At 64.9% G+C, this 13,959-nt stretch carries 8 protein-coding genes; 2 read left to right on the forward strand and 6 right to left on the reverse strand.

Annotated elements, in window-relative coordinates; all coding sequences use genetic code 11:
* Nucleotides 1-50: 50 nt before the first annotated feature.
* Both C8J45_RS06675 and C8J45_RS06680 read right to left on the reverse strand, forming a co-directional pair.
* Nucleotides 51-2,618 carry a TonB-dependent siderophore receptor gene (locus C8J45_RS06675; RefSeq protein WP_107962489.1) on the reverse strand — a complete coding sequence of 856 codons (2,568 nt, stop codon included), beginning with the start codon at nt 2,616-2,618 and terminating at the stop codon, nt 51-53.
* A gap of 261 nt (nt 2,619-2,879) precedes the next feature.
* Nucleotides 2,880-4,532 (reverse strand): flavin monoamine oxidase family protein, encoded by a 1,653-nt coding sequence (locus tag C8J45_RS06680; protein ID WP_107962490.1) that lies wholly within the window; start codon nt 4,530-4,532, stop codon nt 2,880-2,882.
* A 425-nt stretch (nt 4,533-4,957) separates the two neighbouring features.
* Between C8J45_RS06680 and htpG the strand changes: the two genes are divergently transcribed.
* Nucleotides 4,958-6,895 (forward strand): molecular chaperone HtpG, encoded by a 1,938-nt coding sequence (htpG, locus tag C8J45_RS06685; RefSeq protein WP_258191332.1) that lies wholly within the window; start codon nt 4,958-4,960, stop codon nt 6,893-6,895.
* A gap of 252 nt (nt 6,896-7,147) precedes the next feature.
* On the opposite strand, the gene C8J45_RS06690 is transcribed toward htpG, so the two are convergent.
* The 3 genes from C8J45_RS06690 to modA are packed head-to-tail and all read right to left on the reverse strand — an operon-like array spanning nt 7,148 to nt 9,188.
* Nucleotides 7,148-7,747 carry an ATP-binding cassette domain-containing protein gene (locus C8J45_RS06690; RefSeq protein ID WP_107962492.1) on the reverse strand — a complete coding sequence of 200 codons (600 nt, stop codon included), beginning with the start codon at nt 7,745-7,747 and terminating at the stop codon, nt 7,148-7,150.
* Nucleotides 7,737-8,426, reverse strand: a complete 690-nt coding sequence (gene modB / locus C8J45_RS06695) for a molybdate ABC transporter permease subunit (protein ID WP_107962493.1) — start codon at nt 8,424-8,426, stop codon at nt 7,737-7,739. Before modB ends, C8J45_RS06690 begins: the two co-directional genes overlap by 11 nt.
* A complete protein-coding gene (gene modA / locus C8J45_RS06700; RefSeq protein ID WP_107962494.1) occupies nt 8,427-9,188 on the reverse strand; it encodes a molybdate ABC transporter substrate-binding protein in 762 nt (253 codons plus the stop codon).
* A 113-nt stretch (nt 9,189-9,301) separates the two neighbouring features.
* Here modA and C8J45_RS06705 point away from each other — a divergent pair, with 113 nt between their 5' ends.
* Entirely contained in the window at nt 9,302-10,594 is a 1,293-nt protein-coding gene (locus C8J45_RS06705) for an alginate export family protein (RefSeq protein WP_181321133.1), read from the forward strand.
* Here the strand turns inward: C8J45_RS06705 and C8J45_RS06710 are convergent.
* On the reverse strand, nt 10,591-13,959 hold the full coding sequence (locus tag C8J45_RS06710) for a polysaccharide deacetylase family protein (protein ID WP_107962496.1): 3,369 nt from the start codon (nt 13,957-13,959) through the stop codon (nt 10,591-10,593). The genes C8J45_RS06705 and C8J45_RS06710 overlap by 4 nt on opposite strands.

A 13,959-nucleotide genomic window follows, 5' to 3' on the forward strand; every position in this document is an offset into this window, starting at 1 on the left:
TATCCTCTCGGAGAAACCGGGCGCCGGATGTTTCCGGCGCCCGGCAGACATTAGAAACTGACGTTCATGCGCGCATAATAATAGCCGCCGTTGATGCCGTACGGGCTGAACGTCAGCGGTGCATCGAGCTGGTTGCCGCCGCCCACCAGGGTCGCATTGGTCGTACCCGGCACCAGGCCGAGCGTCGGCGACTTCTTGTTGAAGACGTTGTTCGCACCGATCGACAGTTCGAGGTCGTCGGTCGCCTTGAAGTTCAGTTCGACGTCGCCGATGAATGCGGTCCCGATCGTCTGCTTGTAGAAGGTGCCGCCGTCCGGGCTGTAGCGGGCAGAGCTCTTGCCGTAGACCGTACCGCGCAGGGTCATCGAGAATTTCTCGATCGAATAGAAGGTCGATCCGATGACCTTCACGCGCGGCGATGCGGTTTCGATATTGGCGCGGGCGCCCTCGTCGAACAACGGCACCGTGATCGTCTGTCCGAGCACGTTGACCAGCGGTGGTGCCGCCATCACCTTGGTGATCTTGGTCTGGTTGTAGTTGCCCGACAGTGTCCAGGTCGCCTTGCCATACTCGCCGAAATCACTCGCATAGCTGGCGACGAGATCGACGCCACGCGTCCGGGTATCCGCGCCATTCGTGAAGATGTTGATGCCGGTCTGAACCACCGTCGGATCGAGGACGTTGCCGTTCGCGCGGATCGCCGCGGTCACCGCGGGGAAGTTGACGTTGACCGGCAAGGTCGCGCCGCCGCCGCCGAACAGCGAGCCCGTCCCGAGAATGCGGTCCTCGATCTTCACCTGATACGCATCGATCGTGATCGTCAGTCGCGGCACCGGCCGAATGACCGTGCCGAGGCTGTAGTTGGTCGACTTTTCGGGCTTCAGATTGTTGAAGCCGATCAGCTTTGCTGCGGCGGAGTTGGCCGGCAGCTGCACGAAAGCGGAGGTCGGCGAGACGTTCGTCGCGGAGTAGAACGACTCCGCCAGCGTCGGGGCGCGGAACCCCGTCGAGAAGGTGCCGCGCAACGCGAACGCATCCGAGAAGTCGTAACGGCTGCTACCCTTGTAGATGAACTTGCTGCCGAAATCGGAGTAATGCTCGTACCGGCCGGCGACGTCGACCTTGAAGCCCTCGACCGGCATCAGCGCGACATCGACATACGCCGCCTGGGCATTGCGCCCGTTGACGCCGGCATCCGAATTGCGGAAGCCCGGATAGGACTGGCCGCCTTCCTTGTAGGTCGAGGCGGCATCGCCTGCGCCGATCTCGTAGACGTTCTTGCGATATTCGCCACCGAAGGCGAGGTTGATCGGGGCCGCCATGCCGGCTTCGATCTCGTGTGTGAAGTCGGCGTTGGCGGTGAACTCGCTCGACTTGAAGAAGCCGTTGTAGAAGGTGGTCGGCGTAAAGCCGGTATCCGCGTAGAGCGACGCGTTGGCGGAATTGACGGTGTAGATCTCGTTCTTGTCCTGACCGAACGTCGTCGACAGGTCGTAATGGAACCCGCTCACGTCGCCGCGCAGACCGCCGGTGAACGCCATGTCCTCCTCGCGGATCTTCTCGCGCGGGGAAAAGCCGTTGACCGGGCTGTCGCCTTCGGGATCAAAATAGGTCGTCACGCCACCCACGGTGCGCGACACGCGGGTCGGCACGCGGACATTCTCGTAAGCGCTGGCGACACGCCGCGAAAACGTACCGAAGCTGTAGGCCTCGACTCCGCCGAAATCATACGCCGAATTATATTGCAGATTGATCAGGCGCGATTGCGCGTCGCCGCTGATCTTGTTGACGTAGGGAAAATCCGACATCCCGGGATAGAGCGTTTGCTGAAGCGGCGTGATCGACGGCGTGGTCGTGCTGCTCAGCAGGTTGCCGTTGATGTCGGTGACGCGGCGATCGAGTCCACCGACCTGCGTGAAATCGTGATAGCGGTAGAAGCCCGTGACGTTGATGAAGCCCTCTTCGCCGAGCTTGGTCGCGAGATGCAACGTGCCCGCATAGGTGCGGCCGCCGGTGTCGTAATTCTCGCCCGCCGTGGCGTAGCCATCGCCGCCTTCCTTGTCGTCCTTGAGGATGATGTTGATGACGCCGGCGATCGCATCCGAGCCATATTGCGCAGCGGCACCGTCTTCCAGCACCTCGATGCGCTTGATCGCGGAGGGCGAGATCAGGTCGAGATCGGCGGTTGCGGCACCCTGGTACGGTCCGCCAAGGACGGCAAGATTCGAGGTCCCGTGTCGTCGTTTGCCGTTGATCAGCACGAGCGTGTGGTTCGGGCTCAGTCCGCGAAGTCGTGCGGACAGCGTGAGGTTGGCGGTGTCGCCACCGAACGCCTGCGCGGTGAACGACGGCACGAGCTGTGTCAGGACCTGGTTCAAATTGGGCTGGCCGACATGGCTCATCAGGTCGGCATCGAGCACCTTGATCGGTGCCGCGCTTTCGGCAGCGGTAATCCCGGTAGCGCGCGTACCAGTGACGATGATGTCGTCGCCGGGCAGACTGGCTTGCGCGGACGCCTGGCCGGCAGCTTCGATAACTTGTCCTTGCGCGGCAACGGTCGACAGGCTTGCGAGCGCCACGATCAGTGCGCCGCGCGAAATGCTGTTAACGGTCTTCATAAGGACTCCCCCCTTATTGATGATCGCCTCCAGCCATCCCCTCATTATTCACCGATGATCTAACGCCATCCTGACATGTATATCCCGTTCGCAAAACAAAGGTTTTGCTGAATAGGTTTTCAGGCTGATGTCTTTATCAACTTGAACATGGTCGATCGTATCGAGATATTAAACAACCGATTCGGGTACTTCGCTTTCTTGATCGAAGACTATTCTTGAATATGTAACTTATATGCAACGCCGTCGGACGGAACTCTGCCGTTATGCAGCTCGCTGCGATCTGTTCGACAGGGTTGCAGCCTGGGCCGAGACCCGCCTCGCCAGCGCCATCACCTGTCCTTGCGCAGACTGGATGCCACCCTCCTGCCAGCCCGGCGTCTGGCTGAGCGCGGCGGACGCGAAATAGACGCGGCCGTCGGGCTTTTGCAGCAGGCGGAATTCGGGCGTGTCGATATGCCCCTCCTGCCGGCCGTTCGCGCTACCCGCGTTCCAGTCCGGCCACGGGCCGAGGCTGTACGGAATCTTGTGCCAGTTGACCGCCAACCCGTTGACCAAATCGGCCCCATGCCCCGGATGCAGCCGATCGATCACCCCGCGCGAGAATGCGATCTGTTCGGCGATCGGTCGCTTGGCGAACTCCGCCGCGTTCGGTCCCGACGAATAGCAGCCGAGCAGCATACCACGCTCCGAATGCAACCCAGCCGACGGATACCAGATCAGCGTGGTCGGCCCGCCGACGAACGAGATCCCGCCATAGATCTGCTCGCGTTCCCAGAAGCGGGGGCTCTCGAAGGCGACCTTGTTCGAATGATCGTACACCACGCCCGCGATCGTCTTCTTCAATGCGGGCGAGAAATCCGTATCGATCGTCGCGAGCACCGGGAACGGGATCGTGCAGATGATGTAGTCCGCCTTCACCGTGTCGACGACGTCGCTCGCCTTGTCGCGGTACACCACGTCGACGCCGTGCGCGGTGTGACGGATGCGAGTCACCTCGGCACCGCGGATCGCCGGCCGCCGCAAATTGCGATCGAACCCTGCATGGATCCGGTCCATCCCGCCGACCGGTTCGAACATCGTCGCCTGCATGTAGAGATTGTCTTCGAACAGCGTCATCGGCAGCCGTTCGTTCGCCAGCAACTGGTCGAGCGGCACCGCGCTGCCCGCCGACGAAAAGGTGACGCCCGCGCCCGGCGCTGCGCCGAAGCCCGATCGCTCGGTTCCCGCGAACGCGTAGTCGGTGCCGAGATCGCCGTAAGCCTTCAGGAACGGCATCAGTTTCTGTTTGTCCGCCGCCGTGACCGACTGATCGAGCGCACCCTGGTTGATCGCCTTCGCCAGCAGTTCGGCGATGTGGCCGCGCATGTCGTTGATCGCGGTGCGCATCCGGATCTTGCTGCCGTTCTCGCCCATCACATAGGCGGAGCGGCTCGAATTGACCTCGACCTCCAGCGGTACGTCGAACTTCTTCGCATAGCCGATCAGGCCCTGATGAAAGCTCGGGATGCGCGCCGGCCCCGCGTTGAAATAGATCCCGTCGGAGAATTTGGCGGTCTGGGTCTGCTCGCCGATCATCTCGATCTTGTCACCGTCGCGCACCGTCCAGGCGCGGCCGCCGACCCGGTCGCGCGCTTCGAGCAAGGTCACCTGGAACCCCGCCTGCTCGAGTTCGTAGGCCGCGGTCAGCCCGGCGATCCCTGCGCCCAGCACGACGACGTGAACGCCCTTACCCAGCGTCGGTGTGAGCGTCGCGAGCGCTTGGGCGTGCGACGTTCCGATCAATCCGCCCGTCAGCCCCAAGGCCTGCATCGCACCGAGCGTCGCGCCCAGCCCCCCGATCAGGCCAAGTCGTCCCAGTATCGTCCTGCGTGTAATCGCCGTCCCGCTGGTATCCGGTGTATCGCGTAAAATCATCAAGGCCCCCGAAAGCGGCACCCCTCCCCAGGGTTTGCCGAAGATCAGAAACACCGTCGGGTCTAACCCGTCAGTGGCCTCGCAGGATCATCATCCCCTGATCAGCCACGATGGACGACAGACTATGAGCGGCAAAGAACACATCGTTCTTTTCCACGCGACATCTCGACACGTTGCATCTTTTGACTAACCGATTCGGATTGAACATTGCTTCAGGGTGTAACGCAAATGAAATCTTTCTCGATCCTCTGCGCGCAGGTCCGATTGACCGTGCCATCGATCGTTGCCGTATGGCCGACACTTGAATTCAATCGTCCCTCCAGCCAACTCTTGCGTCGACCGTTCCTTCAAGAGACATGCCAGCGCTTATGACCACAGAAACCCCGCCCGCATCCGACGCTCGTGCTTTCGACCCATCCGCGCCCGTGACGCCGACTTCCGAGACGCTTGCCGCTGAAACGCCCGCAGCTGAAACGCCGGGTGCCGAGACGCCGGGTGCCGAGACGCACGCCTTCGAAGCGGACGTCTCGCGGTTGCTGCACATGATGGTGCACTCGGTGTACTCGGATAAGACCGTGTTCCTCCGTGAGCTGATCTCGAACGCCGCCGATGCCTGCGAGAAGCTGCGTTACGAGGCGTTGAGCGCTCCCGAGCTTCTCGGCGACGAAACTCGTACGCAGATCGCGATCACGCTCGATTCCGATGCACGCACGCTGACGATCGAGGACAACGGCATCGGCATGACCGTCGACGACATGGGCGAGGCGCTCGGCACGATTGCGCGCTCCGGCACCAAGGCGTTCATGGACCGCATCGCCGCGGCGAATGGAAGCGAAGGTGCGCAGTTGATCGGGCAGTTCGGCGTCGGCTTCTATTCCGCGTTCATGGTCGCATCGAAGGTCGACGTCATCTCGCGTCGCGCAGGCGCGGACACCGCCTCGATCTGGTCGTCGGATGGCCTCGGCACCTACACGATCGCCGACATCGCGACCGCCGACGCACCCGCCCGCGGCACCCGCGTCGTACTTCACCTGCTGGAGGATGCGACTTCGTACACCGACCGGTTCACGGTCGAGCGCCTCATCAAGGATCAATCGGGACACGTTCCCGTCCCGATCACGCTTCGCGAAAAACCCGATGCCGAGCCCGTCGACATCGCCGATGGCGCCGCGCTCTGGACCAAGCCCAAGTCCGAGATAAGCATTGAAGACTATGCCGACTTCTACCGCGGCGTATCCGGTCAGTTCGACGAGCCCGCGCTGACACTCCATTACCGCGCGGAAGGGCTGCACGAGTACTCGGTGCTCGCCTTCGTGCCCGGCGCCAAGCCGTTCGACCTGTTCGATCCCGATCGCAACGGCCGCATGAAGCTGTACGTCAAGCGTGTCTTCATCACCGACGATGCCGAGGTCCTGCCGCGCTACCTTCGCTTCATGCGCGGGCTGGTGGATTCGTCCGACCTGCCGCTGAACGTCTCGCGCGAGATGATCCAGGAGAGCCCGATGCTCGCCGCGATCCGCAAGGGCGTGACCGGGCGCGTGCTGTCCGAACTCGACAAGCTCGCGACGCGAGATGCTGAGGCCTATGCGAAGATCTGGGACAATTTCGGCGCGGTCCTGAAGGAAGGATTGTACGAGGATTTCGAGCGGCGCGAGGCGCTGCTGAAACTCGCACGGTTCAAGACCACGACGTCGGCCGGCGCATGGCGCTCGGTTGCCGACTATGTCGCGGCGATGAAGGACAACCAGACCGCGATCTATTACGCGGTCGGCACCGATCTCGATCGCCTCGAAGCCTCGCCGCAACTCGAAGGCTTCCGCGCGCGCGGGATCGAAGTGCTGTTGCTGCCGGATTCGGTCGACGGGTTCTGGGTGACGGCGGGCATCGATCACGACGGCAAGCCGTTCAAGTCGGTCACGCAAGGCGCGGCCGATCTCGGGCTGATCCCGCTGGTCGATGGCGCCGAGCAGCCCAAGTCCGACGCGGCACCCGAGATCGCCGACTTCATCGCGTTCGTGAAGGCGACGCTCGCCGATGCCGTCTCCGACGTGCGCGCGTCGGAACGCTTGACCGACAGCGCGGTCTGCCTCGTCGCGGCGGACAGCGGCATCGATCGCCAGCTCGAACGCATCCTCGCCATGAGCGGCCAGGCGCCCCCTGCCGCCAAGCCGGTGCTTGAGATCAATCCGACCAACCCACTGGTCGCTAGGCTGGCGGCGCTTGGTGACGACGATGCGACATTGCGCGAGGATGCGGCGCACCTGCTGTTCGACGAAGCCCAGATCGCCGATGGCGAGCGCCCGGTCGACGCCCGCGCCTTCTCCGCGCGCCTCGCCCGCCTGTTCACGCGCGCGCTGGGGTAAGCCTGCCATCACCACGGTTCCGCGCGACACACGTCGGTTTGCGGAACCGTGGGCTCGGGGTGATCCTGCGCCGGACGTGATGGAGCACGCCATGTACTCGGCGAGGGCGCTACGTGCCGCAAAGCGCGAGGACCTGTCGCTTCCGGGATTACGACGATCGGGTCATCGAGCCTCCGATGCCCAATCGGGGTAACGATGGGCTCTGAACTCGTCTGAACCTTGTTCTCCCGTCAACGCAGGAGCCGAGAATCTCTACATCCGTACGACGCGGGTTCCGATCCGCTCGGCCTCGGCCGGGTCGTGCGTGACCATCAGGATCGGCAAGCGCAGCACGTCGCGGACATGTTCGATCGCGACCATGATTTCTTCGCGCCGCGCTCGATCCAGCGATGACAGCGGCTCGTCGAGCAGCAGGAACCGCGGACGGCTCAGCAGTGCGCGTCCGATCGCGACCCGCTGCGCCTCGCCGCCCGACAGCGTCCCCGGCCAGCGGTCGAGCAGGTGACCGATGCCGAGAAAGCCCAGTATGTCCCCGAACCGCTCGGCCTCGCCGCGAACCCCGTAGAGGAGGTTCGCACGCACCCGCATATGCGGAAACAACCGTGCCTCCTGAAAGACATAGCCTGCGTTCCTGCGCTCGGGTGGCACATTCACGCCGTCCCCGAACAGTATCTCCCCATCGACGGCGATGCGCCCGCGATCGGGGCGCATCAGCCCGGCCACCATGTTCAGCACGCTCGATTTGCCGACACCCGACGGACCGAACAAGACCGTCGCGCCTTCCCCGGCCTGCAGCGTGAGCGACACCCGGGTATCGCCGAGCCGCTTCTCGACGTCGATTTCAAAGGACATGCAGCCCCCGTCCCGCACGCCGCGTCAACAGTTCGGAAGCGATCAAAGCAATCAGCGATAACCCCACGGAAACGGCCGACAATCGCCAGACAAGCGCGTCTGCCCCCGGCTGCTGCAACGCCGAGTAGATCGCCAGCGGCAAGGTCTGCGTCTCGCCCGGCACGTTCGAAACGAACGTGATCGTCGCCCCGAACTCGCCGATCGACCGCGCGAAACCGAGCACCGCGCCGGCCAGTACGCCCGGCACGCTCAGCGGCAGCGTCAACGTCCAGAATACACGCCAAGGCCCCGCCCCTAGCGTCCGCGCGGCGTTCTCCAGCCGTCGGTCGACCGCCTCGATCGAGATCCGCATCGCGCGCACCATCAAGGGCAGCGCCATGACGCCCGCCGCGATCGCCGCGCCGGTCCACCGGAACAATACCGTCACCCCGAACCAGTCCTGAAGCCAGCCGCCGATCGGGCCATTGGGTCCGAACGCGAGCAACAGCAGCCATCCCGTCACGACCGGCGGCACGACCAGGGGCAGATGGATGGCCGCATCGATGACGACCTTACCGGGAAAACGGACGCGCGCGAGCATCCATGCCAGCGCAAACGCGATGGGCAAGGTGACGGCCATCGCCACGCCGCCGACCTTCAGCGACAGCCCGACGATGGCCCATTCCGCAGCGTCGAGCATCTAGCGCGCTGAAAACCCGTATCGAACGAAGATCGCCTTACCAGCCCGCGATACGAGGAACCGCCGGAACGCCTCCGCTTCGGGGTTGGTCGACGTCTTCAGGCGGGCGATCGGATAGGTGATCGCCGGATGCGTGTTCTCGGGAAAAACGCCTGCGATCCGCACCTTGGCAGACGCCTTTGCGTCGGTGGCATAGACGATCCCCAGCGGCGCTGCGCCGCGCTCGACCAGCGCTAGCGTCGCGCGCACATTCTCCGCGCGCACGACCTTGGGTGAGACCTGAGCCCACACGCCGAGCTTCTCCAACGACGCCTGCCCGTATTTCCCCGCTGGCACCGCAGTGTCCGCCATGGCCAGAGGCCCTGCGGTCAGCACACGTACCAGCGCTGCGGGCGGCCGAACGGGGATACGGACCTTGCTGCCTGCTGGCGCGGCGACCACCAGCCGGTTGCCGAGGAATGTCACGCGCGTCGACGCGACGATCAGGTTCTTTGCCGCGAGTTCGTTCATCCAGTCCTCGTCCGCGGAGACGAACAGGTCGGCGGGCGCGCCGGACTCGACTTGGCGCGCGAGGGCCGAAGATGCCGCGAACGAAATCGTCGGCTTCGCATGCCCCTGCCTGGCCCACGCATCGGCTGCCGCGGTGAGCGATTCCTGCAACGATGCGGCGGCCAGCACCAGCGGCGCCCGCTGCTGGGCTTGCGCCGCGCCGGAACTGCCGAGCGCCGACAACGCCAAAACCAGCGGCAAAGAATGTTTCACTTTTGTGACTCCTCCAACCCGTAACCACCGCTATAGGGCGCGACGAAGACGTCGCGCTACCGCGAAACGGAGTTACGATCCTGCCCCCGAACTCGTTCCGGTGCGCCGCGTTGGTGCTGGGCACTCTTGCCTCCCCCGCAATCGCGCAAGAGCAGGGGCTCGACGTGACCGGCAGCGTCCGGGTCCGCGGCGAGGCGCTCGACGGACAGCCGCGCATCGGCATTACGAGCGACGACCACGCCGTCTTCATCAGGGTCAGGCTGGGCGCGACCTACGCGAGCGGCCCGTTCGCGATCGGTGGCGAGGTGATCGACTCCCGCGCGTATCTCGAGCCCCGGGAATCGACCGTCAGCGCCAGCGAAGTCGACGCACTCGAACCCGTCCAGGCCTGGATCCAGATCGCGCCGACCAGGAACGCCAAGCTCCGCCTGGGCCGGTTCACGATGAACCTCGGTTCCGGACGGCTCATCGTCGATGAGAATTTCCGTAACACGACCAATGGCTTTACGGGCGCAAGGTTCGACTGGAGCAACATGGCCGGCGACGCGCTGACGGCGTTCTGGACGATGCCGCAACAGCGCCTGCCCGACGACGATGCCGGAATCCGCGCGGACAGGCTCGTTCGCGACCGAGAACGCACCGCGCTGCAATTCTACGGTGCGATCGCCACCAAGGCCGGTGTATTCGGCGGTGAACTCGAGGGGTATGCGTTTCGCCTTCAGGAACGTGATGCGCCCGACTTCCTGACGCGCAACCGGCGTCTCTGGACGCTCGGCGGACGGCTTGCGAACACGGCTGCTACCGGTCGAACGGACTATGAGCTCGAAGCGGTGTGGCAATCGGGCACCGCCCGGCTTTCGTCCGCTGCCGCCGACACGACGGACCGGCGCGTCTCGGCGGTCTTCGTACACGGCGGGCTCAGCTACACACTGCCTGGCGGTTGGAAACCACGACTGCGGTTCGCCGCCGATTACGCCAGCGGCAACGGCCGAGGCGACGACCATATCGGCCGGTTCGACACGCTCTACGGCGCACGCAGTTTCGAATTCGCCCCCAGCGGACTGTACGGCGAGGTCGCACGTGCGAACCTGATCAGCGTCGAGACACGACTGGAGCTTGTCCCGACCAAGCGGACCGATGCCTATTTCGCTGTCCGTCCGCTCTGGCTCGCCAATGCGACCGACAGCTTCGGCCAGACCGGCGTGCGCGATCCCAGCGGCGCATCGGGTCGCACCGCGGGGACGCAGTTCGAAACCCGTGTACGCTGGTGGGCGGTTCCGGAACGCGTCCGCATGGCCGCGGGCGGGGTCTATCTCGCCAAGGGTCGCTTCCTCCGCGTCGCGCCCAACGCACCCACGACCGGAGACACGCGCTACGCTTATGCGGAAGTGACCTACAGCTTCTAGTTCGCCGTCACTCGCCCGGTCCGTGCCAGCTTGCCCCAGCCGACCAACGGCCCACGCAGCGCCTGCGCGATCGCCTTCAGCACGACGTAATACATGACCTGCCGATAGCCGATCCGCTGCGGGATCAGCAGCCATAGCAATCGCCAGCGTTCCTTCCGCTCCAGCGCGAACGCGATCGTCGCCGCCAGAAGGTCGATCGCGGTGAAGATCAGCCAGTAGGCGAGCATCGTGTAGACGTCGTGGCTCGTCTGCTCCCAACCATGCGCCTGCACCGAGAGGTAGGTCGAAGCGAAGCTGATCAGCAGCGCGAGATCGATGATCGGCGAGATCGACGCGAGGATGATCTGGAACACGATCGCCTGCGGCAACCCGACCCAGCCAAGCCCGCGCGGATGCGACCGACCGATCGCCGAGCGGTGTTTGTAGAGGCATTGCAACGTCCCGAACGCCCAGCGGAACCGCTGTTTGGCGAGCGCGCGCATCGTCTCGGGTGCCTCGGTCCACGCGATCGCGAACTGGTCGTACTGGACGGTCCAGCCATGCCGCTGGATCGCGATCGTCAGGTCCTGGTCCTCAGCGAGCGTATCGTCGGGATAGCCGCCGACGCTGCGGATCGCCTCCAGCCGCCACGCACCGACCGCGCCCGGCACGACCGTCATCGCGTTCAACCGCGCCAGCGCGCGCCGCTCGAGATTTTGCGCGGTGATGTATTCGAGCGCCTGCCATTTGGTGATCAGGTTGACGCGGTTGCCAACCTTCGCGTTGCCCGCGACCGCACCGAGCTTCGGATCGACGAACCACCGTGCGAGGCGGGCGATCGTCATCGGTTCGAACTGCGTATCGGCATCGAGGGCGATCACGATCTCGCCGCGCGCCAGTTCGAGCCCACGGTTGAGCGCGCGCGCCTTGCCGCCGTTTTCCAGCGTCAACAGGCGGACGCGGTCGTCGCCGGCGAATGCCTTGGCAACGACGCGGCTGGTGCAGTCGCTCGATCCGTCGTCGATCACGATGACTTCGATCGCGACGTCGTTCGAGGCCAGCACGCCCTCGACGGCGCGGACGATCACGCGCTCCTCGTTGAACGCCGGGATCATTACCGTGACGAACCGCGATGGATCGATCGCGGGGAACACCGTCTTCAACTCGCGGCGGGCCTGGATCAGTGCGAGCGCGGACAAGGCCAGCGCACGGATGATGCCGATCGTGATCGCGATGCCGAAGATCCAGCGAAGCGCGACGACGATACCGCCGAGCGTGCTGAACAGCGCGAGATCGGCGACCGCGGCGACGCGGTCGCTCGACGAGATCACGGGCATCGACTGGTTGCGCGACAGCCCGGCAAGCGTCGAGACGGGGACGAAACTGTAGCCCTCCGCGCGCAACCGCTCGATGATGACCGGCAGCGCTGCGACGGTTTGGGCACGGTTGCCGCCGGCGTCGTGGAGCAGGATGACGTTGCCGCTGCGCTCGGGGCCGCCGGCCTCAACGCCGGCGATGGTGCGGTCGATGATTGCCTGCACGCCGGGGCGCTTCCAGTCGTCGGGATCGACGTGCAGGCCGACCGAGATGTAGCCGCGCTGTTGCGCTTCGAGCGCGGGCAGGATCTCGTCCGCGGTGCTCGGCTCGGCATCGCCGAAATAGGGCGCGCGGAACAGCCGGAGCGAGCGCCCGGTGAACGCCTGGAATAGCCGCTGCGTGGTGTTGAGCTCGTACTTTACCTGCCGCGTCGACACGTTGGCGAGGTTCGGGTGAGTATAGGTGTGGCTGCCGATCTCATGGCCTTCGTCGACCATCCGCTGGAGCAGGGGCCGCTCGGTCAGCGCGTTCTCGCCGATCACGAAGAATGTCGCCGGTGCATGCTCGCGCTTCAGGATGTCGAGGATCTGCGGCGTCCATTCCGGATCGGGACCGTCGTCGAACGTGAGCGCGAGCTGCTTCGGGCGATAGCCGGTCCGTGCCACGACGTAGGGCGACGGCATCCGTTTGAAGACGACGTCGGCGATCGTGCCGTCCTTGGCAGGTACCGCGTTGCGAATGCCGGTGACGGGCTCGGCAGCGATCTTCAGGATCTCGCCGCTGCCCTCGATGTCGACGTTGGTACCGGCCGGCATCGCGTCGATCGCGGCTGGCGGGGGCAGCTTGCGATGGTTGCGCCCCCAGATCGACCAGAGGCCCGGATCCTCGGAGCCGAGACGCCACAGCGCGACGCTGCCGAGGCCCGCCTTTTGCAGGAACGCGATCTGGTTGTAGGCCGATGCCGCGTCGAGCAGCCAGACCTGATGCTGCGTACCGCCTTCCGAATAGGCGAAGCTGCTGTTGCCGCTGGTCTTGTCGAAGGTCGGGACGGTGCCCGAATCGGCCGCCGCCTGCCACGCTTCCTCGACGTCGAGCGCATCGCCGTTGCCGCTGTCCGCGCCCGCGTGCCAGTCATAGGCATAGGAGCCGATCGCGACGACCAGCTTCGACGGGGGAATGCCGCGCGCCGCGTCGGCGACCATGTGCGCGAACCAGCGCTGTGACGCGATCGGCCCCGCCGCGCCGCTCGTCTCGTGCTCGTCATACGCCATCAGGAAGATCTTGTCGGTGACCTTGGCATAGGCGGGCAGATCCCAGTCGGGGTTGGCGACCGGGGCGGCGATCGCGACGACCCAGCCGCGGGACGAGAACCGCGCGCGCGTTTCTGCGAGAAAGGCGCGATAATTCGGTTGCGCCGATGCGGGCAGGTCCTCGAAATCGTAGAACACGCCGCCGGCATGGTTCGCGCCGAGGAACGGGACGAGCTTGTCGAGGAAGGCTGCGCGTGCCTTCGGATCGGCGAACAGAGCTGCGCTGCCCGCACCGTCCCAGTTCCCGTCGACCGCATTCTGCACCATCGGCAAGATCATCGGGCGGTGGACCGCCTTGTTGAGGATGTCGCGCCCGGCCTGATCGCGGAACACCGTGATGTGATGATCCTTGCCGGTGATCGAGACCCAACCGGGGATCAGCCAGTCGAGTTGTTCGACGTGCCGCGCGAGGCTGGCCGTGCTCGCGTCGTCCCACGGCGCGTGGAAGGCGATCGCGAGCGGTGGATTGGCGCCATTGCCGACACCGGGCTTGGCCGCGCTCGTTCCGAACAGCTGCTTGGCGTAGTAATCGAGGTCGCGCCGGGTCTCGCGGAGGATGCCGCCACGCGGCGCCGGCAGCTTGTGGAGCGCAGGGTGCTCGGGCTCGATCGGCAGCAGCGGCGCGGTCGGCACCGCGCCGATCGAGACGGCGAACACCGCGATCGACAACAGCAGCAACGCGATGAACGCGGCAACGCCAAAGGTGAACCGCCGACGCCGGCGTCCGCTTGCATCATAGAATACGGGATTGAGCGACAT

The sequence above is a fragment of the Sphingomonas sp. PP-CE-3G-477 genome, from assembly GCF_003050745.1.
GTDB lineage: Bacteria > Pseudomonadota > Alphaproteobacteria > Sphingomonadales > Sphingomonadaceae > Sphingomonas.

Bases quoted from the DNA above. Each gene is read 5' to 3' on its own strand.
- C8J45_RS06675 (WP_107962489.1), bottom strand. From the start codon at position 2,618: ATGAAGACCGTTAACAGCATTTCGCGCGGCGCACTGATCGTGGCGCTC.
- C8J45_RS06680 (WP_107962490.1), bottom strand. From the start codon at position 4,532: ATGATTTTACGCGATACACCGGATACCAGCGGGACGGCGATTACACGC.
- C8J45_RS06690 (WP_107962492.1), bottom strand. From the start codon at position 7,747: ATGTCCTTTGAAATCGACGTCGAGAAGCGGCTCGGCGATACCCGGGTG.
- modB (WP_107962493.1), bottom strand. From the start codon at position 8,426: ATGCTCGACGCTGCGGAATGGGCCATCGTCGGGCTGTCGCTGAAGGTC.
- C8J45_RS06710 (WP_107962496.1), bottom strand. From the start codon at position 13,959: ATGTCGCTCAATCCCGTATTCTATGATGCAAGCGGACGCCGGCGTCGG.